We start from the raw sequence: 26,021 nt of genomic DNA on the forward strand, positions 1-26,021 counted from the left end.
ATGCTTTACACCATTATTGTGCCAGTCAACCAGGACTATAACATTTTGAACCTGTTCACAGATTCGCTACTCCGGACGGTAAGCCCATCCACTCAGATTATTTTCATCAACGATGGTTCCGGCTCAGCAGTCTTTCAACATCTGGATAAACTGAAGCAAGAAGTAAGAGAAGGTGTGACCATCGAGATTCTTCAGCATGATTTTCCACTCGGTTGCGCCGTGTCGATTAATAGCGCACTGAGCCTAGCCAAGGGAGAGTACATTTTCTTCCTGGATTCTGACACCATTCTTCAACCGAACTGGCAACCGATGATGAAAGAGACACTGGATAGCGATATTACGATTGGCATGATTGGGGGCGTTCTGTTGTATCCGCAAACAGGAGGCGTGCAGCATTGCGGCATTGCTTTTGCGGACACCATCGGCCGACACCTGTTCCTGAACGCATCTCCTGATGATATCCCGAAAGAAACCTTCTCTGTTCAACTGGTGGTGTTCGCCATGTTTGGCATGAAGCGGGAGGTGTATGAGACCATCGGTAACCTCGATGAGAAGTTCTTTAACGGATACGAGGACTTTGATTATCAGATGCGGGCACGAGCTGCCGGATACGATACGGTCATTAACCCGAATATTCAAGCGTATCACTGGGAACGCAGCAGCGGGATTCACCGCAACTTCAACCGCAAGAACAATCTGGCACGCTTCTGGAAAAAGTGGGGCGGTCAAATCGAGGCTGATGTATGGCCATTCGTTTTCAGTCATCTGAAAGCACAGCTGGAAAGCCAAGAGGAATACCAGCATCTGCCGATTGTCGGGATTGACCTTGCCGAGGTTCGAAGTGATGCCGATACATTCTGGACCAAGTTGGAGGAAGCCGAATTTGCAAATGTAGCCGAAGTACGGGACTATTCAAACCGCTTTAATTCCAATGGGGCCATCTGGCTGCCACAGGTACTAGGCAAGGAACTGATTCATAGTGAGAACCGGTTACTGTTTTTGGTGGACAATTTCGCCCGTTTGCTGGAGAACCGCTACTGGATTGAGATGAGACATGCTCATCGAGCCAAGGATCTGATCATTGATCTGTATGGCAATGTGATCACGATGGATCGCATATACGATGGATGCTGGCCTGGAACCAAAGTTCGGTAATTCACTCACAACGAAAATAAACAGGGAGGTACTTAAAGTGAAAGAAAAAGAGAGCACGCTCGATCGTGCCGTACGGTTTACCCGTAATCTGGAGTGGTTGGAACAAGTCGAGAAGGTAATTCCGAGCGGATGCAGCACTTTAGCCAAAGCACCTGAACGTTTATTTCCGGGCCATACACCCGTATGTTGTGCAGAGGCTTATAACTCCCGATTTACAGATATCGACGGGAATGAATGGCTGGATTGCGAAATGGCCATGGGTACGGCGCCATGGGGCCATGCCAGACATGAAGTCCAATTAACCGTCATTCACCAGTTGAAAAAAGGGACAAGCTTTTCTTTACCTGCCGACATCGAGCTTGAATGTGCCGAGTTGATTCTGGAGCGGTTCGAGGGTCGTTATCCATCGCTGCGCTTCACCAAGAGTGGTGCTGATGCAGTGAGTGGGGCCGTGCGTCTGGCCCGTGCCGCTAGTGGCAAAAGCAAGGTTATTGCGACAGCTTATCATGGGTGGCACGACTGGTCTGCCTACGGTTATTATGGTGGCCAGACGAAAGAACGTGGCATCCCGGTGGATATCGAGCGTTCAACGATCTGGGTTAACAAGCCTACTACGGAGCGAATTGAGGCTCAGATTACCGCGTCTCCCGAGGATATCGCATGTATTGTTCTATGCCCCAACGAGTGGAAAAAGGATGCGCTGGAGGAAGCCGTAAACCTATGTCGGTCTCTGGACATCATTATCATATTCGATGAGGTAACTTCCGGTATTCGAATGGGCAAGCAGGCTACAGCAGGAGAATATGACATCTGGCCTGATCTGCTCTGTATCTCTAAAGGTATGGCCAACGGTTTACCGCTCGCAGCGGTTATGGGGCCTGAGCACTTGATGTCTTTGTCAGGACAGGTCAGATTCAGTAATGCCCATTCCAGTGAAACGACAGCGCTCGCGGCAGCTATTGCCTGTGAACGATTAATGAAAAATGCGAAAGTATGGCCGACTTGGCGTGATCCGGCAACCCGGATCATGGATCGTCTGGAATCTGAACTTGTGTTACTCGGATTGACGGATCAATTGGAAGTGAGAGGGACTTATGCAAGCTTCTGCATTCAATCCTTGGCTGAAGATAACTTCCAAACCGATCCTTTCCGCGAGTTCATGGTGAAGAGAATGGCTCACTTCGGCATTTTCACCAAAGGATACTTTATTTTCTCTGATGCCCATACACGGGAAGAATTGCTATGGGTCGAGGAAGCGCTGTTGCAGATCCTGTCAGACTGGAAAGAGATTCAGAAGCAGGAACATCTTCATGCGATGCAACTTTCGAAAACGTTTGAAGCTTAATCCATAGATCATAATCAACAATCGACTAGGAGGAATTATTCAATGAAAGCACTCGTATATCAGGATCTCAAACAGGTGACTTACCAGGAGATTGAGGAGCCAACCATTCAAAAGCCAAACCAGGTAAAAATTAAAATCTATGGTTCCGGCATCTGCGGGACAGATCTGAATATTGTCAAAGGCAAAGTGCCGGCGAATAAAGGAACGATCATTGGTCATGAAGGCGTAGGCACAGTGGTTGAGGTGGGCGACGACGTTCGTGGTTTCAAGATCGGTGATCGGGTATTGGTTGATCCCACGCAATCTTGCGGTACCTGCTCATACTGCCGTGAGGGTCTGTTCATCTACTGCGAGAATTTTGATGACTATCAAGTAGGGATGACGACACACGGAACCTTTGCTGAATATTTTGTTGGGGACGAAAAGTATATCTATGCCATTCCGGATTCCATGAGTTGGGAAACGGCCATGATGATCGAACCACTGGGATGTGTACTTCAGACGTTCATGAAAGCAGGGACTAAGCCAAGTGACTCTGTACTGGTCCTCGGTTCTGGAGCAATCGGTTCCCTGTGTCAGCTAGTTAGCAAACGATTGGCAAGGCTTACCGTAGGCACGGAAGTTGATCCATACCGCAAAGAGTTCGCTTCAGGGATCGCGGATCATGTGTTCTATCCTCAGGATCTGACGCTGGATAAAGTATATGAGATCAATAATAACAAAAAGTTTGATATTGTAGTGGACGCGGTTGGTAACCAGCTTCATGTAGGGTTTGAGCTGATTGCCAAAGGCGGAAAAATTATTCCTATGGGATATGACGACAGCTATGAGGTGACGTTCAAATCAACAGCCGTGATTAATGATGGCATTAGTATCATTGGCGCAGTGGCTAATCACTCGATGATCAGTACGGCACTGAAATTTGCCCAAAGCATCCCGGAACTGGAACAGATGGTGACAGCCAAGGAACTGCTGAGTGATTATGAACAGGCCTTTAATGGAACGATTGGTTATGACATGCATACTGGAGAGAAGTTGCCGATGAATTCGGTCAAAACAGCTCTTATCCTATAAGAGGTACGATAAGCATGTAGACATTAGCGGGTTTGCCGCTGCGAGAAGTTTGAATTCGCAGCGGTGAAAACCGCAGAAGGAAGGGATATCGATTGAAATTGCTTCAAGATTTGCCGAAGAATCCACGCTACTCCATTTTACTCGAACCGGTATGGGCCATTCCGGGCACGATCGTTCTCTTTTACGCTCCTTTATATATGAAGGAAGCCGGACTTTCGGACATAGAAATCGGTTTAATCAATTCGGTGAATCTTTATTTTGCCTTTATCTTTCAATTGTTTGCGGGTTCCATTACGAATAAGCTGGGCCGGAAACGAACAACACTGATTTTTGATCTGCTTGCCTGGAGTGTTCCCATGTTCATCTGGGCCTTCTCCCAGAACTTCTGGCTGTTCCTGATCGCTTATTTACTGAATGCAACATCCAAGTTTGTAACGGTCGCCTTTAACTGTCTGATCATAGAGGATGTGGAGGAACACAAACGATCCAAGGTATTCGCCATTCTCAACATGATTATTACAGGGGCAGGTGTACTCACGCCTATTGCCGGGGTGGTCATTGCTGATTATGGTATTGTGCCTACACTCGCCAGCATTTACTTTGTCGGAGGCATCCTCATGACCGCCATGTTCTTCATTCGTAACCGATACACGGATGAGACCGAGGTCGGCAAGGAACTTATGGGATTGCATAGTAAAACCCGCGTGCTTCAGAGCTTGGGTTCCAGTCTGCGCCTGTTTGGAAAATCGTTCTACAAACGGAGACTTTTTCCGATTATTCTGATCACGGTGTTATCCAATCTGATTTTGCAGCTGAATTTCTTCCAGGTCATTTTCTTCAAGGAACAGTTGAAGTTTGATGACCGTGTCATTTCGTTTATCCCAGTAGTGACTGCGGTGACCGTCATGCTGCTCTATTTGGTCATCATTCCGCGATTGAAACGGCGTTCGGAGGAAAAGTATGTTGGTTTTTCTATCGTGCTTAGCACGGCCGGAGCCATTCTGTTTCTGTTGATCCCTGTGGGGAATATAGGGATGTTGTTTCTCACGCTAATCGTGCTCGCTGCGGGTAACTTCATTTTGCAGACGTACCGGGATTCCCTGCTGATGAACCGATTGGGTACGCATGAGAAAGCCGATATGTTCTCGGCCGTGCAGACCGTCATGACGCTTACAGCCATTCCATCCGGTTACCTGACGGGCCTGCTCTACCATCACAATCCAACACTGTTATTCAGCGTCATTCTTGGTCTATATGTTGTACTCATGGTCATCATGTTCTTCCTACCAGATCCGCAAAAGCACTCCCAAGTGCTGGAACCTTACAAAAATATGTAGAAAAAGGGGTTTACTGTATCTGGAGCGAATATGTAGTACAGAAAAAAACTAGTAAATGCATGTTCAAAAAGAGCGGTTTTCAGTACCGAGAAGATGGGATGAAGCTAGAAATGGAGTAGCGGAGCGTAGATAGAGCTACGTGAGCAACGGACATTTCGGCTGAATGCCATATTCGATGCTGATGATGCCACTAGGCATCCTTCGTAATCAAAAGCGGACTTTTTGAACTACCTCTAGAACATATTTTAACTTGGGAGGCTGCTAAAAATGACTAACGTAATGACAACAGAAGCGCGGAAGCAATGGAGCTGGATGAACGAGCCCGATATCTGGTCCTATACGGATCAGGGAGGTGTGCTGGTGGAAGCGAAGGCGGACACCGACTTTTTCCAAGATCCAGCGGGCAAGCACATTCGTGCAACCGCACCATTTCTGTCCATGCCTGTGCCTGGCGATTTCGAAATCACAACCCAATTAACCGTTGATATGAAAAATCAATATGATTCCGGATGTCTGATGGTGATGGCGGATGATCTTAACTGGTGCAAAATTTGTTTTGAGTATGATGGAAAAGTGCCTACCATCGTGTCGGTGGTGACACGTGATGGTTCATCCGATGATTGTAATTCGGTGGAAGTCTCCGTACCTAATCCCTATCTGCGTATACGCAAAGTAGAGGGCTGCATATCATTCTTTTATTCACCCGATGGGGATGAGTGGAAACTAATTCGTTATTTTGGCATGCCGATACAAGGGGAACTTCGAGCTGGATTAGTTGTTCAGTCGCCGACTGGAACGGGCTGTACGTGTCGCTTTTTATCGGTGAACGTTACTCATCCGGACTTGACCGCACGTTTCTAATCCGCTCCCCTGGCCGATCACTGGAGGGAGAACAGGTTCATGGTAAAAGCATTTATATTTGATTTTGATGGACTCATTGTTGATACAGAGACACCTTGGTATTATGCGTTTCGCGATATTTATGAAGAGCACGGAGTGGAACTTGGTCTGGAGCTTTGGTCGAAAAATGTGGGGACATCCTTTGAGGAATTTCATCCATTTCTGTATCTGGAGCAAGCGCTCCAAAAAAAGATAGATCATGATCATATCAAACTGCTCTCTGAACAGAAATACGAAGTCTATTTAGGACAGGCCGCCATTCTTCCAGGGGTGTATGAATTGCTTCAGTCTGCGAGGGAAAAGGGGATTCAGCTTGCGGTTGCTTCCAGCTCTACACGGGACTGGGTGCATGGTTACTTGCAGAAATTAGGCATTTTTGATTATTTCACAGTCGTTCATACATCCGAAGATGTGAAGCGAGTGAAACCGGACCCTGAACTGTACCTTCTTGCTCTCCAGAGTCTTGGGATCGAGGCTTCCGAAGCGATTGTGTTCGAAGACTCACCTAATGGCTTAAAGGCAGCCAATGCGGCAGGTATTCGTTGTATCATCGTACCTAACGAGGTAACGCGTGGTCTGGAATTCGCCATGCATGAACTGCGGTTATCCTCGCTGGCCGAGATTGATGTGGAGGCGCTCTAATCCAGATACTGCTTGCGTAGCTCGATAGGGGAGATCCCTTCGTATTTTTTGAACACTGATCCAAAGTAACTGGCACTGTTGAAACCAACGGCTTTGGCTATTTCATGAGCGGTCGTAGCGTTATTTTTGATGAGCATTTCCTTGGCTTTCAACAACCGATATCGCATCAGATATTCCAATGGAGTCATTTGAAATTCTTTTTTGAATATCCGATTGAGGTGCTGCTCGGTAACGTCCATCTGCTCAGCCAACAAGGGGAGAGAAATATCCTGATGATAATTTTGTTTGATAAAAGTAATGAGTTCATCCAATCTTAATCGGGCATCAGAACGTTCGTAAGCACTATAGCGTTCACCTTCAATGGTTAATCTGACCAAAAGCATGTACAGTAATGCGGATACGTGCCAGATCTGATCCTTGTGCCGGGACTGCAGCGCCAACGTAATTTCACGCAACAGGATATGAAGCATTCCATCCGGCTTGAAGGCGCGCAGCTCCCCGATCTGCAAGGTATGCAAGAACCGTGGCAACAAATAGCCATTGAAAGACAGACAATCAAATCGTAATGAATCACTCAGATTGTGGTAACGGTAGGTTACCTCCGGGAACAAAATGAGAGCGGTCCCTTTTTTGATCGAAAATTCATGATTCTTTGCTGCGATTCGCCCTGTTCCTCCGATGCACTGTACAATGCTGTAATCCCGTGAATGGTCGCTCCAATTCATCAATTCATCAACGGTCAACTGGTTTTGCCCTGTAATCATGAGCGGCATATCGGTATCCATCGGATTCCCCATACTAGGTTTCGGCATCGTCGTGTTATTCCTCTTTTCGTTAAAGGATCATGTGCGTAAGTGGCGTGGTTACAGCGTTAAAAGAAACCTAGAAAGAATTATATTACATAAATGGAATAATTTTAATTGAATGACGGGCAATATATAAAACGTTTTCATATAAATGCTTCAACGATTATTAATTGGATGAATGAGTATGAACTGTAGTCTGATCAGCCTCTATTTATGGATCTAAAAGTACGCCCGCCTTGCCAACAGAATGCGAAACGGTATACGCTATAACGAATGAGTGATTAAGGGAAGGGATGCAAACATGAAGAAAGTCATCGTAGTCGGATCGGGTATTCTGGGGGCATCAACAGCCTATCAATTAGCCAAGCGGGGCGCAGAGGTAATCATCGTAGATCGAAAAGATATAGGACAGGCAACGGATGCAGCTGCCGGTATCATCTGTCCATGGCTGTCACAGCGTCGCAATCAGGACTGGTATCAGCTCGCCAAGGCAGGTGCGCGGTTCTATCCGGGCATCATAGCGGAGCTTAAAGGCGAAGGAGAAACGGAAACCGGTTATGCTCAAGTGGGCGCGCTTAGTATTCATACGGACGAGGATAAAATCAACAAGATGGGAGAGCGGGCACATCTTCGCAAAGCAGATGCACCGGAGATTGGGGACATCACACCTCTTGATGCCAAAGAAACCCATGATCGTTTTCCTCTACTGGATGAACGTTATCAATCGGTACATATCAGTGGTGCTGCACGTATAGATGGAAGAGCGCTGCGCGATGCATTGATCCGGTCTGCACAGCGGAATGGAGCGGAAGTGATCCATGGAGACGCCACGCTTCAATTCGAAGCGGATCGGGTCATTGGTGTGAGTGTTAATGATCAGAGTTTCCTGGCAGATGAAGTCGTTGTCTGTGCAGGTGCATGGGCTAACGAACTGCTGAAGCCACTCGGCATACACTTTAAAGTGCATTATCAAAAGGCACAAATTATGCATCTACATGTCACGGATGGGGAGGATACAGGCCGCTGGCCTGTGATCATGCCACCTTCTGATCAATATCTGCTGGCCTTTGATCAACAGAAGATCGTGATTGGTGCCACTCATGAAAATGATGTGGAGGGTTATGATACAAGAGTCACTGCAGGGGGCATGCAGGAAGTTTTGAATAAAGGTCTGGAACTGGCGCCGGGGCTAGCCAATAGCACATTCCAGGAAGTAAGAGTTGGGTTCCGTCCGTTCACACCTGGCTTTCTGCCAGTAATGGGGGCTGTTCCAGGCTGGCAAGGTCTGATTACTGCAAATGGACTTGGAGCCTCTGGATTGACCATGGGTCCTTTTATCGGGAGTCAACTGGCGAAACTAGCTCTCGGTATGGAGCTGGATATCGATATTGAGCCCTACACTGTTGGCAAAGCAATGGATGAAATTGAAAGAGGTGAGTCATGACATATTCACAACGTGTATCCGATGGAGCGAACTCGTCCGATATCGTATATCTGGAGCATCAGATCGGTACGACAAAAGAAAAACTGCGCATAGCTTTGGAGAAACAAGAAACATACAAAAACGAATTGTCGGAATTGAAGTCATCACCAATCAGGAATGCATCGGAAGACAGTTCTGAAGAGCAAGTCTTAATGGAGAAGGTAAGCCAAACGAAGAACTTGATTGAAACCCTGTCTGAACAACTGGAACAACTACAGGAAGCATTGGCGAAACTAGGCGATTGATTGGTTCGTATGGCTTATCTCTCTGAGACATCGACAGAAATAATATACGATACGTATAAAACGAAAACCCCTTATATTAAGGGGTTTTTCTGATTTAGTTCAAATGGTTTATATCAATAAATGAACGATTGGTATAAAATGGAATCAGGTGCTGAACTGTCAATTCAGGTACCCATGTAACCAATCACGAAACTATGCTGAGAGGTGGATTCCAAATGTATAAAGAAGTGATACGTGTTGAGGACATCACGGGGTTTCAGTCCAGATCTGAAGAGTTTTTCCCACTTCACTGGTTTCGAAAAATGCTGTCCGAGCATCCAGTGTACTATCACGAAGATACAGACACCTGGAATGTGTTCAGATACGATGATGTGAAGCAGGTCCTTAGTAATCATGAGTATTTTTCAGCCGAAGGAACCCGGACAACGATTGCCGTTGGAGCAAAGAACAATGAAGGCACACCTCCAGACAAATTAAACATATCAAGTATCGATCCTCCCCGTCATCAAAAAAGTCGTTCGTTGTTATCGGCTGCTTTTACACCGCGTAGTCTGAAAAACTGGGAGCCACGAATTCGCAACATTGCAGAGCAGCTGGTAGCCGATATTGAGCCAAATACGACGATTGATATTGTTCAAGCGTTGGCCGCTCCGCTACCTTCGATGGTTATGGCCGATCTGCTTGGCATCCCTCTTACAGACAGCCATCGCTTCAAGAACTGGGTAGATATTCTGTTTCAACCCATCAATCCCAAGACGGCTGAGGAGAGTGAACTGAAAAAGCAAACTGCAGCTCAAGAGTATTATCAATTCCTGTATCCTATTGTGGTTCATAAACGGACTCATCCTGGTGAGGATATCATTACCGATCTGTTGAACGTGGATGTTGAGGGGGAGAAGTTCACGGAGGATGAGGTTGTTCGCACGACCATGCTTCTGCTTGGAGCCGGTATAGAGACAACGAGTCATATGGTTTCAAATACGTTCTATTCCTTCCTCTACGATGACCCGAGCTTGTATGGCCAACTCAGGCAGAACCCCGAATGGGTTCCGCTCGCAGTGGAAGAAATGCTTCGTTATAGGTTCCATAATGCCAAGCGGCATCGGACAGTAAAGCAGGATAATCAACTGCTCGGAGTGGATTTGAAAAAAGGAGATGTTGTCATCTCCTGGATGAGTGCAGCCAATATGGATGAGCAGATGTTTGAAGACCCCTTTGAGCTGAATATTCATCGTCGGAATAACAAAAGACATCTTACCTTTGGTAATGGCCCACACTTTTGTCTAGGGGCCCCGCTGGCAAGAATGGAACTAAGCATTGCCTTGACAGCATTTGTGGAGAAGATTGCTCGGATTGAACCGGTGGAGTCCTTTGATCTGGAGAATAATCTGGCCACTTCAGCTCCGGGACAGTCATTGACCCATCTGCCAGTGAAGATCGTTGCGGAGTGAGAAGGAATCATACGGGACACAACCTAAAAAGCGGCAGATCAGACGTAAACGTCTTGATCTGCCGCTTTGTTATGCAAGCAAGTATGAGGCTGGACACCTTAATTTGAATTCATAGAAACTTTTTGTCTTACCACCTGTTTGATTTCTTCCTCTTTGGCTTGTTTGGTGCGTTTGATAAAGAAGGAAAGGACCAATCCCACAACAGCGATACCGATGATAACAACATAAGCATCATTGATACCCTGGATCATGGACTCTGTAGCAAGCTGTTTTTGACTGAGACCATTGGCTGCACCAGTCGCCATCATATCCTGTACGTGTGCCGTTGTACGGGAGGTCATGACACTTACGAGCAATGAAGTACCTACAGCACCAGCCACTTGTCTGACGGTGTTGGAGATAGCTGTACCGTGTGCACCAAGTCTTGGTGGCAGTTGGTTAAGTCCCGCAGTCTGAATCGGCATCATGAGCAGAGCCATACCAATTCGGCGGCCGGTAGACATCAATACCAGGTATCCATAACTGGTTGAATCCGTTAAGTCAATGAAACCAATTGTTGTCACGATGGTGATCACCATCCCGATAACAGCGAGCCATTTCGCTCCAAATCGGTCAAACAATTTTCCGGCTACCGGCATCAGGAAGCCCATGACAAGCGCACCCGGCAGAAGCAATAATCCGGACTCCAGTGCAGTGTAACCACGTGCGTTCTGGAGATACAAGGGAAGCAACATCATGTCAGCATACATGATCATTGTAATCGCGATACTAATGACCGTGGTCAAGGAGAACATGTTGTATTTGAATGCCCGCAGATCAAGCAGCGGAGTTTCGGAAACGAGCTGACGCCATGTAAACAGGGCAAGAGAAACAATTCCAGCCGCAATGCAGATAAGAACTTCTGCACTTGACCATCCCAGACTTCCTGCTCTGCTGAAACCATAGAGCAATGCGCCAAATCCGATCGTGGATAGCACCACACTGATTGTGTCGAACTTTGTGTTGACCCGTTCGGATACATTCTTCAGGTATACAAACGCAAAAGCAATGACAATAAGAGTTAATGGAATCATGCCATAGAACATCGTTTGCCAAGAGTAGTTCTCGAGGATATAACCGGCAAGGGTAGGCCCGATTGCAGGGGCAAAAATGATGGCAAAACCAACCATACCCATTGCAGATCCTCGTTTTTCAGGAGCAAACAAGGTCAAAATAACGTGCATCAAGAGCGGCATGATAATGCCGGCACCCGCTGCTTGAATCATACGTCCTGTCAGCAGTGTGCCAAAGTTATCTGCAAGAGCGGATACGATGGTACCAATCAGGAAAATAAACATGGAAGCTTGGAATAATTGCTTGGTTGAAAAGCGTTGCATGAAGTAGGCCGTGATCGGGATAAGCACCCCGTTCACCAGCATGTAACCTGTCGTTAACCATTGTGCTGTTGCGGCGGAGATGTTAAAATCACCCATCAGTTCCGGTGTAGCGACACTCATGATCGTTTGATTCAACGTTGCAAGGAAGGCTCCCAAAATCATGATAAACAGGATGGGGCCTTTCTTTACGGATAATTCTTTTTGTACTCTAGCCTGACTCAATCCTTTTCATCCTTTCAATCCACACGTGACTAAATTTACAACGTGTTGTATAGTTTACATTGTATTTATTGAATTATATACATATTCGGACAGATTACAATTTACGTTATGACGTGTTTTCGTCGTTTATTTTACAAATAAAATGAATTTGTTGTGTAAATCAAAAATAAACGACTGATTGTTTAAAATTGTAATGTTTAAAATTTGATAGGAGGGATACACGTGAAAGACGAGAAGAAATCAGCCGTGGACCCAAGAATATTGCGAACGCGTCAGTTAATTCGAGGTGCATTTGTTGAATTGCTGCAGGAAATGGATATTGAGAAGTTGTCAGTCAACAAAATTGCCGAACGAGCGACGATCAATCGGGTAACCTTCTACCTGCACTATCGAGATATTACGGATATGATGGAGAAGATGGCCGACGAGATGATCGAGAATATTGAACGGATCGTGGATGAATATGCCCCTCATTTTGAGAAACAAAGAACGGAAGAGGCTTGGCCTGTTCTAGTCAAGTTACTGGAGCATTTTGCAGAGAACGCCTCGTTCTATCAGGTGGTTCTTGCTACAAAGCGCACACCGATTTTTACCGAACGACTGCTCAAATTGTTAAGTACGCTGGTCAAAGCCAAAATTGATCGGGTAGAGATGGAAGATGAACTCGAAGAATCCGGCATTCACAAAGAAATCGCAATATGGTACGGTTCTTCGGCTCTGATTGGAACCATTGTTGCCTGGTTGCGTAATGATATGCCATATTCACCTCATTTCCTGGCGAAGCAATTCTCGTTGATTCGCTCGTACTCTTATAATGACCTGATATAATCATGCTACAATTGCACCTAACGTTAATAGAGGAGGAATAAAGTAATGAAATATAGTGCAGAACGTATCTATGTGAGATTTTGGAATGTGGATGATGCCGCATTGCTTTTGGATCTACAGGTTCGCAACCGTGCGGAAATTGAGAACATATCAGCAAGTGATCGGGAGGAGTCTTTCTACAGCTTGGAAGGGCAAAGGTCACTCATTGAGAGCTGGAACAAGAAGAGAGTAGACGGAAATCGCTATTCTTTTGGTATTTTTCTACATACAACGGATGAACTCGTCGGTGAAATTTCTTTGTTCGAGATCATACTGCATTCTACCCCAAAATGGATCGTTGGTTATGTGACGGATACTCTGCATCAAGGAAAAGGATATATGAGCGAAGCCCTGCGATGTGTACTGGAATTTGCCAAACACGAAACTGAAATTACTCGAATCGAAGCTGGCGCTGTACCTGATAATACAGGTTCCATCCGTGTCCTTCAAAAAGCAGGATTCAAGGAGAATGGGTCACAGCCTGTGCCAATCCAGGGAACGTTGAAAGAACATACGATATTTGCTGTGGATATACTATAAGCAAGATGTTTTACTATTTACTATACAAGTTGGACTATATATTTAAACGTAACGGAGAGGACAGAAAAAACATATGGCTACTATACTCGTTGCAGACGACGATGCGAACATTCGTGAACTCGTCTGTCTATTTCTCAAAAACGATGGATTCACAACAGTGGAAGCTGCGGACGGTAAGGAAGCTCTCACTATATATGGCGAAACTCCAGTAGATCTGGTCGTCCTTGATATTATGATGCCTGTCATGGATGGTTGGGCACTGTGCAAAGAACTCCGAAGAGCCAATCCCGACCTCCCGTTACTCATGCTGACGGCGAGAGGAGAGACTTGGGAGAAGGTGAAAGGATTCGAACTGGGTACGGATGATTATTTGACCAAACCGTTTGATCCGTTAGAGCTGACCGCTCGTGTCCGAGCATTACTGAAACGATACAAAATCGGCTCCACACACACAATCCAGTTTGGCAACGTCATCCTGGACCGTCAGACGTATAAGGTGATGAGAGGTACAGAGTCGCTTACGTTACCACTTAAGGAGTTCGAATTGCTGTATAAGCTTGCTGGAACACCAGGACAAGTCTATACACGTGAGCAATTAATCGATCAGATATGGGGTATTGATTACGCGGGAGATGATCGAACAATAGACGTACATATTAAACGCCTGCGCGAACGATTCGCCACTACACCTGATTTTCGGATTGAGACGGTGCGTGGGCTAGGGTACAGACTTGAGGTCTATGAATGATCAGATCCTTATATATTCGTGTTGTTCTGACCTTTCTGGTGTCAGTCATCACAGGCACGATTATTTCATTTTTTATGTCAACCTGGATATTCGAAGATCAATTGAATGAAAATGCTCAAATTAACATACGCAACTTTGGCCAGGACGTTGTGCAGATTTATAAGACGCTGCCTGCTGATGAAGCAGAATCATTCGTTAGTAGAATGAAGCAACTTGATTCGTATCATATTCGAATTTATGATGCAACGGGCAAGTTCCAGTCTTATGGGAAGCTTAACGAACATAAATCATCCCCCGTATCGACGGATCAACTCAAGAAGGTGTTAAACGGAGGGGTTGTGCAGGACACACCTAAAGGTATCGCTACCGTTCTTTTGGGGCTACCGATCAAGACGGAAACGGGTACAAGAGCGATGTTTCTAGAAACACTCTCACCGCCCTCAGCCTCTTTTGTGGTCCAGTTTGGCTTGATTTTTGCAAGCTGTTCCTTGATTGTAGGAAGTTTGTTGATTGTGGTTGCTTCTGTATATCTGGTTAGACCGATCAAAAAACTGACCAAAGCGACCAAACGGATTGCAGCTGGAGACTTCAACGTCAAGCTGAACATTAAACAAACGACGGAGATTGGTACATTGGCCCGCAGCTTTGAAGAAATGATGCATGATCTTCAGCAGTTGGAGCAGATGCGCAGGGAATTCGTTACCAATGTTTCGCATGAGGTTCAGTCTCCGCTCACCTCGATATCCGGTTACGCTTCGGCACTGAAGCAAGTAAATCTCTCAGAACAAGAACGAAACCGTTACCTGGATATTATCATCTCAGAAGCAAAAAGAATGTCCAAAATGAGCGATAGCCTGCTGAAGCTGAGTTTGCTTGAATCGCAGTCACAGCAACTACGGCTCACCACCTTAAGCCTTGATGAACAGATCAGGCGGGTCATCGTGGCGCTTCAGCCGCAATGGTCTGGGCGCAACATTCATTTCGAGCTTGATTTGGAGAACGTGAAGGTAACGGCTGATCACGATCAGTTAAATCAGGTATGGACAAACATCATCGGAAATAGCATCAAGTTTTCCGAGGATGGCGGTATGATTAAAGTCAGTATCGAAGAGGACTTCAAAAATGTGACTGTTCGAATATCCGACACGGGCATTGGAATTCCCCTGGAAGATCAGAAGCGTATATTCGACCGTTTTTTCAAGGCAGATCGTTCCCACAGTCGTAAATACGACGGGAGTGGTATGGGACTTGCTATCGTTAAACAGATCGTATCGCTTCATCAGGGTGACATCCGAGTGGAAAGCGAACCTGGTCAAGGCACGACCTTTATTGTCACGTTGCCCATCCATCCACCAACGGATAGTTAGGCTCACAGGATAGGGTCAATGAATAGAATATCCATCGGGATTATCTAAACCGAATTTTTATGCCATGTGTAACATGCAAGTTTTCTTGTATGTTACACATGGCATTTTTTTACTTGTTCATATTCCGTTCATATTAATGTCATAAGGAGTACATCTTTGTTAGTTAGGCTTGCATTAGCGGCCTGTTAGGCCAATAAACACAGATGAGGATAGGAGCAGATGAATGTGAATCAACAAGCAGAGAAAGAAGTACAGAGTAAAACAAAAACAAAGAAAGTGTTAAGCATCTTGTTTAAAGTGTTTGCCGCAATCGTTATCGTAATCTTACTTTTTATAGCCACGGTGTATACCATTAACAAAATCAGTAGTTATTCGGAGCAAAAAAGAATGGAGCCGTATGGTCAACATGTATCCGTAGACGGAAAAAATATGAATGTGTTCATTCAAGGCGAAGGCGAGGAAACGATTGTGCTTCTGCCTGGTTTTGGAACAGCGGCACCAGCGCTTGATTTTAAGCCTCTCATCTCCGAGTTATCTCCATATTATAAAGTTGTCGTTGTTGAGCCCTTTGGTTACGGATTGAGTGATCAGACCAAAAAGGAACGCAGCACAGCAAATATCGTCAGTGAAATTCATGAAGCGTTACAGCGTCTACATATTGATCGTTATATCCTCATGGGTCATTCCATTTCGGGGATCTATAGCCTGGATTACGTGAACAAATATGCAGATGAAGTAAGTGCATATGTCGGGTTGGATAGCAGTGTTCCAGCGATAAGTGAACAGAAGATTGAATCATCAGATACACAACCGATTAAATGGTTCCGCAACTTGGGTTTCGCCCGAGTGCAACTGAAACTGAGTGCTGACCCTTATGATGGACTGCCTTATGATGAGCAAACGAAAGAACAATTGAACATTCTGATACGCAAAAATATGTATAATACCACGCAATTAAATGAGGCAGAAAGTATGTATTCCAACTTTAAAACAGCTGAACAACTAACTTTCCCTGTTAATCTTCCAGTTCTTTTCTTTGTTCAAAAGAATCATCCGGCAGCAGACAATTGGGTTCCGGAACACGAGAAGTTAATAGAGAACTCTGTGCGTGGTGAAGTGGTGCTGCTGGAAGCAAATCATTATTTGTATCGTTCCCATGCCAAAGAAATTGCTGAAAAATTCAGGGGATTTATGACGCAGCAGTAAATATAAATGAATTGGCTTGTTCATATTCAGTTCATATTGACGTCACGGGGAGTACATTTTCATTGGATAAGATTTCATTAGCAGCAAAAAAGACAATCGAACTATCAGTTCAAGACAGGAGAAGATAACACTGACGACGCAGCCTGCGGAAAAGAAAACAAAGAATAGATCAAAGGCCAAAAAAGTGAGAAACATGATACTGAAAATAGTAGGAGCAATCGTAATCGCCATTATTCTATTTCTAGGTATTGTTTATATCACCAATGTGATCAGTAGTAATTCAGAGGCCAAGAAAATCGATTCCTATGGTCAGCATGTATCTGTAGACGGGAAAAATATGAATGTGCTCATTCAAGGCGAAGGCAAGGAAACGATTGTACTTCTGCCTGGTTTTGGAACAGCTGCACCAGCGCTTGATTTTAAGTTGCTCATTGACGAACTATCACCATATTACAAAGTTGTGGCGGTTGAGCCATTCGGTTATGGATTAAGTGATGCTACTGAAAAAGAACGAACCACAGAGAATATCGTAAGTGAAGTTCATGAAGCTCTGCAGCAACTCGATATTCATCAGTACATGCTCATGGGTCACTCCATTGCAGGCATTTATGGCATTGATTATGTGAACAAATATCCGGATGAGGTCACGGCATTTGTCGGAGTTGATAGCAGTGTTTCAACACAACCGGGTATGGATGCCAAATTACCTACTAAAACGTTCGCATTTCTTAAAAAATCAGGTCTCCAAAGATTGGTGGTCAAATTTAGTAGTGACCCCTATGCTGGACTCGCATTTGATGAACATACCGTAGAGCAGATGAACATGCTGTCGAATAAAAACTCGAACAGTTCCACGACTTTGAATGAAATGGACCATATTGCTTCCAATTTTAAAGGAGCCCAAGGTTTAACCTTCCCTAAAGACCTGCCACTTCTTCTCTTTGTACAAGCGAATAATGAAGGTGTAGAAGGATGGATACCGCTGCATGAAGAGCAGATTAAGGATTCAGTACATGGGAAAGTAATCACCATGGATGGCGAACATTACTTGCACCATACGTTATTCAAAGAAATAGCTGAAGATGTTAGAGCATTCATGAACGAAGCGAAGTAAAAATTCTGTAAAAGTCCGTGATGAGAGAGAGGAATTCAATTGAGATTATTTGAGATACTGTTAGTTCTATCCTGTTTCGCGTTACTCATAGACCTACTATTTATTAAAAGAAGTGCAAAGAAAATAGGTTTGGGTTTGGGTATAGGAAGTAGCGTTATATTATTAGTTCAATTGTTTGTTGAGGGATACAGATGGCAGTTGCTTTTGGTATATATCATGACGGCTCTATTCATAATCATCGTTTTATTCAGACATTCCGATAAGATGGCGAATCTTAAAATAGGGAAGTTCTTGAAATATAGTTTATCTTCCTTAATCGTTATTCTGCTTGTTGGTTCTACCGTCTTGTCTGTATACTTACCTGTTTTTAATCTGCCGAAGCTTGATGGTCCAGAGAAGGTGGGTACTCAAACATTTCATTTAACAGACCAGAACAGAGACGAAATCTTCACTGAAGATCAAAGCGATAAGAGAGAACTAATGGTTCAAGTTTGGTACCCAACTGAAAACAGCAATAATAACAAGCGTGACACGCTGTTTCCAAAAGATAAAGAAATGTTCAAAAAGTATATTCAGAGCTTCTCTAATTCTTTAAAACTGCCCGAATTTTTGCTCGACTACTTGAAGTATAGTCAAACCAACTCTTATGAAAATGTTGAAATAGTACCTTCTACAAGTCCTTATCCCGTGGTACTACTATCTCATGGTATGGGAACCAGTAGAGTTCTACATGTATCACAGGCCGAGAATCTGGCCAGTCATGGGTATATCGTGGTCACCATCGATCATACGTATAGCACCTTTGCTACTCTTTTTCCAGATGGCCGTGTAACGGATTACAAAAAAAGTACGACCACACTAGATGAACGTACAAAAACAGGGAGTATATGGACGAAAGATGTGGAGTTTGTAATCGATCAAATCGAAAAGCTGAATTCAGGTGCAATCGAAAGTCAGTTTAAAGGGAAAATCGATCTAGATCACATCGGCGCGATGGGGCATTCTTTTGGGGGTGCAACCGCGTTTAATGCAACGTATTTAGATCAGAGAATCAAGGCCGGGGTTAATATGGATGGGTCACTATATGAAGTGGAAAATAGAGATGATATAAACAAGCCGTTTATGTTCATCCGATCGGGAAGTTTTGAAGACTGGTTCGCCAACTTTGAAATGGATAGAAATTCGGATGATGAAGTAACTAAATCTCTTTCAGATGAGCTGCACATTATGAAAAATGTTATGAATCATGGGGGAAAAGTGATCTATGTAGAAGGAACCCAGCACTTCAATTTCACGGACCTTCAGTTCTATTCAGAGCTGGTTAAACTGTCCGGTATCACAGGAGATATCAATGGTAAAAGAGGATCAAACATCGTAAATCAATATGTACTCGATTTCTTTAACAAGCAACTGAAAGGAACGGGTGGAGATCTGATTCAGGGACCAAATGACTTGTATCCGGAGGTGAAATTTGTAGACCCAGAAGAAATCAAATAACCAAAACACTTAAAATTCAGGAGATGATGTGAATGGGACGACAAAAGGGAAAACGAACTTCAATCGCCGTGTTAACGCTGGCATTAACGATGTTAGCTCCAATGTCTGCAATGGCTGCGCCTCCTACAAGTAGCAGTGATTTTACGTATGAACCAACCAAGAAAACGGTGATGGAGAAAGCCAAGTTACTCACTGAGAAGCATGGAATCACAAGCCTGCAATATGCCCTTATCGATGGTGGCGAGATTGTGGTGTCCGGTCAGACGGGCAAAAACGATAAAAACAACAAGGTGCCTCTTACGCCGGATACAATCTATGGCATAGGATCAACGAGTAAAATGTTCCTCACAGCTTCTGTTATGAAGTTAGTTGACGAAGGCAAGGTGGATTTGGATCTGCCTGTTGTGAACTATATACCTGATTTTCAGATGAAAGATCATCGCTACAAACAAATCACACCACGCATGCTGCTGAATCATTCTTCCGGTCTGCTGGGAGGCACGGGCAGTAATGCCACATTGTACGGGGACAATGATACGTACTCACATGATACGTTTCTGGACCAATTGGCGAGTCAAAACCTGAAGGCAGATCCCGGCGCGTTCTCGGTGTATAGTAACGATGGGTTTACGTTATCCGAGATTATGGTTGAACGTGTTAGCGGCATGAGTTTTACAGCTTTTATACACCAATATTTTACGGAACCTTTGGACATGAAACATACCAAAACACCACAGGATGTGGTTGACACGGCAGCAATGGCGGGAATCTATTCTCCTATGTATGAGGGTCAGCTTCCACAAGAGAATTATAATGTTATCGCTACTGGAGGCATTTATTCCACCGCTGAAGATCTTGCGAAGTTTTCACAAATCTTCACGGGAGAGGTCCAAGGCATTCTTACCGATAAGTCTGTAGAAGCCATGGCGCAAGAAGAGTACAAAAAAGGCATGTGGCCAGAGGGTGGCGATACGTCTATATCTTACGGTTTAGGGTGGGATAGTGTAAATCTGTACCCATTCAGTGAATATGGTATCAAGGCAGTAACAAAAGGTGGAGATACCATATCGTATCACTCATCATTAGTCGTACTGCCGGAATATAATCTGGCTGCAGCCGTTACCTCATCAGGTGGGACAAGTGCCAAAGATCAGTTCATTGCGAGTGAATTATTACTCAGCGCACTTGAGGAAAAGGGCATTATTACAGAACGGAAGCCGGAAAAATCGTTTGGTGTTCCAGTGAAGGCAGATATACCTAAAGAAATAGCCACGAATGCAGGTATATATGGCGGCAATAATTCAGTTAAGAAGATCGAAATGAATACGGCTGGACAAATGACTGTATCCACACCCGCAGCTCCAAGTGATCCGGCTCAAAAATACACCTATACAGCAGATGGTACTTTTGTTAACGATGAAGGCACGGAAAAGTTGAAATTTGTTAAGGAGAAGAATGGAAGGACTTATCTGTGGTATCGATCTTATATATCCTTACCAGGACTTGGACAATTGGCTTTCTCCGAATATAAAATGGAGAAGCTGGAAGCCAATGAATTATCCCAGGATATTACGGCCTCATGGGAGCAGCGTGAAGGTAAAAAATATTACCTGCTGAATGAGAAATATACATCAACGGTTTATCTCAATTCGGCACCAATTCTCCCTATTCATTTGGACAAAGAGACCCCTGGGTATGTATCCAATACTAAGATTATTGGAGCAAACGAAGCAGTCACGGAGCTGCAAATCCCTGGCCTGGCTGGACGTGATACAAAGGAGATTTACTTTGCTAAAAAGAACGGAGTAGAGTACATTACAGCCGTTGGTAGCATATACGCCAGTGAGGAAATGGTACAACCACTCTATTCGGGGAAACAATCTCTAGCAACGATTCAAGCAGATGGATATGCCAGATGGTTTTCGTTACCAGCAACGGTGAAAGGAAAAGTCATGACGGTTAAAATGCCTGCAACTGGCGCCTTTGCCGTATATGATCAGAAGGGTATTTGTATTAATCACACCGTAGTCAGCGGTCAGAATGAGGTTGTATTACCAGAAAACGGCCGCATTGTATTTGCAGGTGACGTGGATTCCACATTTGAAATTACATTAAAATAGATGTTGTACCGTAGTTAGTTTTATGAAAGAAACTAAGAAAGCAGCCGATCGAAGTAATCGGCTGCTTTTGTTCAATTTAACTATAATTAGTTTGTCACTTCAGTTAGAATTCTTCGCTCTTGCTCAACTGAAGAATTATTCTTTTTTAGGAGAGTGGAAACGATGCCTACGATATTGGTTGCTGACGACGATGCGAACATTCGCAAACTCGTCTGTTTATTTTTGCGCAACGAGGGATTTACATCTATCAACGCCGCAGACGGTAAGGAAGCCCTGGCTATCTATACCTCCACGTCAGTCGATTTGGTTATTCTTGATATTATGATGCCGGTCATGGACGGATGGGCATTATGTGAGGAACTTCGAAGAGCCAATCCGGATCTTCCGTTACTAATGTTGACGGCAAGAAACGAGACCTGGGAGAAAGTACAAGCATTTCAGCTCGGGACAGATGACTATATGACGAAGCCATTCGACCCGCTTGAGTTGATGGCTCGCGTCAAGGCACTGTTGAAACGATACCGTATAGGATTAACGCAGACGATCCAATTAGGAAACGTTATTTTGAACCGGCAGACTTATAAGGTCCTGAGGGGTACAGAGTCGTTCACCTTGCCGCTTAAAGAGTTCGAATTATTGTATAAACTTGCTGGATTACCGGGACAAGTCTATACGCGGGAGCAATTAATCGATCAAGTTTGGGGAATTAATTATACTGGCGATGATCGAACGATAGACGTGCATATTAAACGTCTACGCGAACGTTTTGCAGCTATCTCCGATTTTCGCATCGAAACGGTGCGGGGACTTGGCTACCGGCTTGAGGTGCAGGAGTGATCGGTTCTTTATATACACGCGTAGTCCTGACCTTTCTGGTCTCCGTGATCGGGGGCACAATCCTTTCTTTTCTTGTTACAACCTGGATATTTCAAGATAAATTAAACGATAACTTACAAGGCTCCTTGCTTGACTTTGGCCAGGATATCGTCCGCATTCACGAGACATTGCCGTTACATGAAGCAGAAATGTTTATAAGTGAAATGAAACAACTCAATTCCTATCACATTCGAATCTATAAAGCAACGGATCAATTCCAATCCTACGGAGAACTTAAAGAACAACATCCTTTCCCGGTGACGACGGAACAAGTGAAGAAAGTGCTGGATGGGGAAAGGGTCCAAGTCAATGGGATCGATACGTTCTTCTTGGGATTGCCGATAAAAACTGAAATGGGAAGCAAAGCAATGTTTGTAGAGCCCCTCACTTCCTCTTCCACCTCATTTCTCATCAAGTTTGTTGTAACTTTTATGATTTGTTCGTTAATAGCAGGAAGCCTATTGATACTAATTGCGGCTATGTTTCTGGTGAGACCGATCAAAAAGCTGACAGAAGCGACCCGGCTTATAGCTGCCGGAGATTTCAATGTCAAGCTTAATATTAAACAAAAGGGTGAGATAGGTACTCTGGCTCGTAGTTTCGAAGAAATGATGCACGATCTAAAGCAGCTTGAGCAGATGCGCAGGGAATTCGTAGCAAACGTGTCCCATGAAGTTCAGTCTCCGCTCACTTCCATTTCCGGTTTTGCTATAGCGCTCAAGCAGGTAGACCTCCCGGATGACGAAAGAAGCGATTATCTCGATATTATCATCACTGAAACTGCACGAATGTCCAAAATAAGTGATAGTCTGCTAAAGCTGAGTTTGCTTGAATCTCAATCATTGCAAATGCGGCTCGCCACGCTCAGTCTGGATGAACAGATCAGACAAGTAATCGTCGCTATTCAACCCCAATGGTCGGCCCGTAACATTCAGTTCGATCTTGATTTGCAGCCCACCAAAATCATGGCCGATCATGACCAGTTAAATCAGGTGTGGATCAATATCTTCGGCAATGCCATAAAATTTTCCGAAGATGGTGCCCGAATTAACGTCACGATCAAACAGAATATCAAGAACGTGACGATCCGCATATCGGATTCGGGTATTGGTATTCTCCCGGAAGACCAAAAGCGTATATTTGACCGCTTCTTTAAAGCAGATCGTTCCCACAGTCAGAAATATGAAGGAAGCGGTATGGGACTAGCTATTGTAAAGCAGATCGTCTTGCTTCATCAAGGGGACATTCGGGTGGAGAGCGAATATGGACGAGGAACGACTTTCATAGTCATCTTGCCAATCACAACACCCACAGAGTGATTGGATTTCATGTCTTCTCTTAGCTATGACACCCTGTATAAACCTCCTTGCGTATGATGATGCAAACTTTTTTTGCCTGTTCATCCCCCGTTCATGCTGCAGTCATTAGGGGGACATCTTGGTTTGTTATATTGTCTTTAGCGCCCACTTTAAGGTGGCTTAACACAATGATGAAGTCAGGAGTAGATGCAAGAATGAAACCAAGAGAGGTAACAAAACTGAAGATGAGTGTGAGGACAGCAAGAAAGAGAAATACTATAGCTGCTGTGACTCTCATGCTGACGATACTTGCCCCAATGTCTGCAATGGCCGCACCGGCTCCCATGAACAACAGTAACCTTACGTATGAGACAACAAAGAAAGCCGTGATCGAAAAATCCAAATTACTGACCGAGACGTACGGTACGACGAGTCTGCAATATGCACTGATCGATGGTGGAGAGATTGTGGTGTCCGGTCAAACGGGCAAAAACGATATAAACGATAAGGTGCCTCTTACTTCGAACACCGTCTATGGCATTGGTTCAACCAGTAAAATGATGCTTACAGCCGCTGTAATGAAGCTGGTTGACGAAGGCAAGATTGATTTGGATGCGCCTGTTGTGAACTATATGCCTGACTTTAAAATGAAAGATAACCGATACAAACAGATCACACCCCGTATGTTGCTGAATCATTCCTCCGGTCTTCTGGGCACCTCAACCAGCAATGCCACCTTGTACGGAGATAATGACACGTATTCACATGATACGTTTCTGGAGCAATTGGCGAATCAAAACCTGAAGGCAGATCCCGGCGAATACTCAGTCTACAGCAACGATGGCTTTACGTTAGCCGAGATTCTGGTCGAAAGAGTGAGCGGCATTGGTTATACCGCATTTATACACAAGTATTTCACGGAGCCTTTGGATATGAAACACACCAAATCACCACAGGATGTGCTTAATCCGTCAGACATGGCGGCAATCTATTCCCCTTTTTATGAGGGACCACTTCCAAAAGAGAATTATAATATCATCGGTACTGGAGGTCTGTATTCCACCGCTGAAGATCTGGTCAAATTTTCAAGAATCTTCACGGGAGAAGTTGATGGTATTCTTTCCAATAAGTCTGTAGAAGCTATGGCGCAAGAAGAGTATAAAAGAGGCATGTGGCCAGAGGATAGCGATACGCTGATGTCTTACGGGTTGGGGTGGGATAGTGTGAACTTGTTCCCATTCAACGAATACGGCATTAAGGCCGTTATGAAAGGTGGAGATACGTTATCTTATCAGTCCTCATTAGTGGTACTCCCGGAATATAACATGGCTGCAGCCGTTATCTCTTCAGGCGGGTCAAGCTTAACCAATAATTTCATAGCGAATGAATTATTACTCAGCGCACTTGAGGAAAAGGACATCATTACAGAACGGAAGCCAGAAAAATCATTTGGCGTACCCGTGAAGGCCAATATGCCTAAGGAAGTCTCCAAGTTTGCAGGTATATATGGTGGCAATAATTCAGTTATGAAGATCAAAATAAATACGGCTGGACAAATGACTGTATCTTCACTTACAGCTCCGAGTAATCCGGCTCAAGAATACACCTATACAGCGGATGGTACTTTTGTTAACGACGAAGGCACAGAAAAGTTGAGATTCGTTGTGGAGAAAAACGGGAATACCTACCTGTGGTCTCGATCATATATATCCGTTCCAGGACTCGGACAGCTGGCTTTCTCAGAATATAATGGGGAGAAGCTTGAAGCCAATAAATTATCCAAGGAGATTAAGGCCGCATGGGCAAAGCGCGATGGTAAAAAATATTATCTGGTGAATGAGAAATACACATCCATGGTCTATCTCAATGCTTCATCGATCCTGCCTATTCAGTTGAATAAAGAGAATCCGGGATATATGTCCAATAATAAGATTATTGGAGCCAACGAAGCAGCCAATCAATTGCAGATTCCGGGTACTGCCGGACGTGATACGATGGACATTCATTTCTCCAAAAAGAACGGAGGAGAGTATCTTACATTTTCAGGTTATGTATACGCTAGTGAGGAAATGGTGAAACCAATCTATTCGGGTAAACGATCCGCAACAACCATTCAAGCAGATGGATATGCCAAATGGTTTTCGGTACCAGCGACTGCGAAAGGAAAAGTCATGACAGTGAAATTGCCTGCAAATGGAGCCTTTGCTGTCTATGACCAGACCGGAATTTGTATTAATCACAGCGTAGTCAGCGGTAAGAATAATGTTGTTTTACCAGAAAACGGCCGTATTGTATTTGCAGGTGAGGTTGGTTCCAAATTCGAAATTTCATTAAAAAAGTAAATGAACTCAA

At 44.5% G+C, this 26,021-nt stretch carries 22 protein-coding genes; 20 read left to right on the plus strand and 2 right to left on the minus strand.

Annotated features, from left to right (window positions below; translation table 11 throughout):
• From MHI55_RS14760 to MHI55_RS14785, 6 genes are all read left to right on the plus strand, one after another.
• Entirely contained in the window at positions 1–1,155 is a 1,155-nt protein-coding gene (locus tag MHI55_RS14760) for a glycosyltransferase (protein ID WP_017688647.1), read from the plus strand.
• 37 nt (positions 1,156–1,192) lie between these two features.
• A complete protein-coding gene (locus MHI55_RS14765) occupies positions 1,193–2,500 on the plus strand; it encodes an aminotransferase class III-fold pyridoxal phosphate-dependent enzyme (RefSeq protein ID WP_338708741.1) in 1,308 nt (435 codons plus the stop codon).
• Positions 2,501–2,542: 42 nt separating this feature from the next.
• Positions 2,543–3,574: an alcohol dehydrogenase catalytic domain-containing protein gene (locus MHI55_RS14770; protein WP_036608226.1), complete on the plus strand. Its 1,032-nt coding sequence runs from the start codon at positions 2,543–2,545 to the stop codon at positions 3,572–3,574.
• Positions 3,575–3,666: 92 nt separating this feature from the next.
• Entirely contained in the window at positions 3,667–4,911 is a 1,245-nt protein-coding gene (locus tag MHI55_RS14775) for an MFS transporter (RefSeq protein ID WP_051449724.1), read from the plus strand.
• Positions 4,912–5,178: 267 nt separating this feature from the next.
• On the plus strand, positions 5,179–5,772 hold the full coding sequence (locus tag MHI55_RS14780; protein WP_340390456.1) for a DUF1349 domain-containing protein: 594 nt from the start codon (positions 5,179–5,181) through the stop codon (positions 5,770–5,772).
• A gap of 39 nt (positions 5,773–5,811) precedes the next feature.
• Positions 5,812–6,453 (plus strand): HAD family hydrolase, encoded by a 642-nt coding sequence (locus MHI55_RS14785; protein ID WP_047842847.1) that lies wholly within the window; start codon positions 5,812–5,814, stop codon positions 6,451–6,453.
• On the opposite strand, the gene MHI55_RS14790 is transcribed toward MHI55_RS14785, so the two are convergent.
• The gene (locus MHI55_RS14790; protein WP_340390457.1) at positions 6,450–7,265 is read right to left on the minus strand and encodes an AraC family transcriptional regulator; all 816 of its coding nucleotides are present in this window, start codon (positions 7,263–7,265) and stop codon (positions 6,450–6,452) included. The two genes, MHI55_RS14785 and MHI55_RS14790, sit on opposite strands and share 4 nt — an antisense overlap.
• A 295-nt stretch (positions 7,266–7,560) precedes the next feature.
• Here MHI55_RS14790 and MHI55_RS14795 point away from each other — a divergent pair, with 295 nt between their 5' ends.
• The 3 genes from MHI55_RS14795 to MHI55_RS14805 all read left to right on the plus strand — a co-directional run bounded on the left by MHI55_RS14795 (position 7,561) and on the right by MHI55_RS14805 (position 10,438).
• Complete coding sequence (locus MHI55_RS14795; RefSeq protein WP_340390458.1) at positions 7,561–8,703, plus strand: FAD-binding oxidoreductase; 1,143 nt, start codon at positions 7,561–7,563, stop codon at positions 8,701–8,703.
• Positions 8,700–8,987 (plus strand): hypothetical protein, encoded by a 288-nt coding sequence (locus tag MHI55_RS14800; protein WP_340390459.1) that lies wholly within the window; start codon positions 8,700–8,702, stop codon positions 8,985–8,987. The genes MHI55_RS14795 and MHI55_RS14800 overlap by 4 nt, the downstream gene beginning before the upstream one ends.
• A gap of 215 nt (positions 8,988–9,202) precedes the next feature.
• Positions 9,203–10,438, plus strand: a complete 1,236-nt coding sequence (locus MHI55_RS14805; protein WP_047842850.1) for a cytochrome P450 — start codon at positions 9,203–9,205, stop codon at positions 10,436–10,438.
• Positions 10,439–10,536: 98 nt separating this feature from the next.
• Here MHI55_RS14805 and MHI55_RS14810 read toward each other — a convergent pair whose 3' ends face one another.
• Positions 10,537–11,976, minus strand: a complete 1,440-nt coding sequence (locus MHI55_RS14810) for a DHA2 family efflux MFS transporter permease subunit (protein WP_076249946.1) — start codon at positions 11,974–11,976, stop codon at positions 10,537–10,539.
• Positions 11,977–12,258: 282 nt separating this feature from the next.
• Between MHI55_RS14810 and MHI55_RS14815 the strand changes: the two genes are divergently transcribed.
• The 11 genes from MHI55_RS14815 (at position 12,259) to MHI55_RS14865 (ending at position 26,011) form a co-directional block, all read left to right on the plus strand.
• Positions 12,259–12,864 (plus strand): TetR/AcrR family transcriptional regulator, encoded by a 606-nt coding sequence (locus tag MHI55_RS14815; protein ID WP_047842851.1) that lies wholly within the window; start codon positions 12,259–12,261, stop codon positions 12,862–12,864.
• 45 nt (positions 12,865–12,909) lie between these two features.
• On the plus strand, positions 12,910–13,443 hold the full coding sequence (locus MHI55_RS14820; protein WP_340390460.1) for a GNAT family N-acetyltransferase: 534 nt from the start codon (positions 12,910–12,912) through the stop codon (positions 13,441–13,443).
• Between the two features lie 73 nt (positions 13,444–13,516).
• On the plus strand, positions 13,517–14,191 hold the full coding sequence (locus MHI55_RS14825) for a response regulator transcription factor (protein ID WP_017688634.1): 675 nt from the start codon (positions 13,517–13,519) through the stop codon (positions 14,189–14,191).
• Positions 14,188–15,558 carry a HAMP domain-containing sensor histidine kinase gene (locus MHI55_RS14830; protein WP_340390461.1) on the plus strand — a complete coding sequence of 457 codons (1,371 nt, stop codon included), beginning with the start codon at positions 14,188–14,190 and terminating at the stop codon, positions 15,556–15,558. The genes MHI55_RS14825 and MHI55_RS14830 overlap by 4 nt, the downstream gene beginning before the upstream one ends.
• 219 nt (positions 15,559–15,777) lie before the next feature.
• Positions 15,778–16,764: an alpha/beta hydrolase gene (locus MHI55_RS14835; RefSeq protein ID WP_340390462.1), complete on the plus strand. Its 987-nt coding sequence runs from the start codon at positions 15,778–15,780 to the stop codon at positions 16,762–16,764.
• A 193-nt stretch (positions 16,765–16,957) separates the two neighbouring features.
• The gene (locus MHI55_RS14840) at positions 16,958–17,878 is read left to right on the plus strand and encodes an alpha/beta hydrolase (RefSeq protein WP_340390463.1); all 921 of its coding nucleotides are present in this window, start codon (positions 16,958–16,960) and stop codon (positions 17,876–17,878) included.
• A gap of 264 nt (positions 17,879–18,142) precedes the next feature.
• On the plus strand, positions 18,143–19,375 hold the full coding sequence (locus MHI55_RS14845) for an alpha/beta fold hydrolase (RefSeq protein WP_340390464.1): 1,233 nt from the start codon (positions 18,143–18,145) through the stop codon (positions 19,373–19,375).
• 32 nt (positions 19,376–19,407) lie between these two features.
• On the plus strand, positions 19,408–21,495 hold the full coding sequence (locus tag MHI55_RS14850; protein ID WP_340390465.1) for a serine hydrolase domain-containing protein: 2,088 nt from the start codon (positions 19,408–19,410) through the stop codon (positions 21,493–21,495).
• A gap of 162 nt (positions 21,496–21,657) precedes the next feature.
• The gene (locus MHI55_RS14855) at positions 21,658–22,332 is read left to right on the plus strand and encodes a response regulator transcription factor (protein WP_339199489.1); all 675 of its coding nucleotides are present in this window, start codon (positions 21,658–21,660) and stop codon (positions 22,330–22,332) included.
• Complete coding sequence (locus tag MHI55_RS14860) at positions 22,329–23,690, plus strand: HAMP domain-containing sensor histidine kinase (protein WP_339199492.1); 1,362 nt, start codon at positions 22,329–22,331, stop codon at positions 23,688–23,690. Before MHI55_RS14855 ends, MHI55_RS14860 begins: the two co-directional genes overlap by 4 nt.
• A 194-nt stretch (positions 23,691–23,884) precedes the next feature.
• Positions 23,885–26,011, plus strand: a complete 2,127-nt coding sequence (locus MHI55_RS14865; RefSeq protein ID WP_339199979.1) for a serine hydrolase domain-containing protein — start codon at positions 23,885–23,887, stop codon at positions 26,009–26,011.
• Positions 26,012–26,021 lie beyond the last annotated feature (10 nt).

Source organism: Paenibacillus sp. FSL E2-0151, assembly GCF_037993015.1.
In the GTDB taxonomy this organism is placed as follows: Bacteria; Bacillota; Bacilli; order Paenibacillales; family Paenibacillaceae; genus Paenibacillus; species Paenibacillus amylolyticus.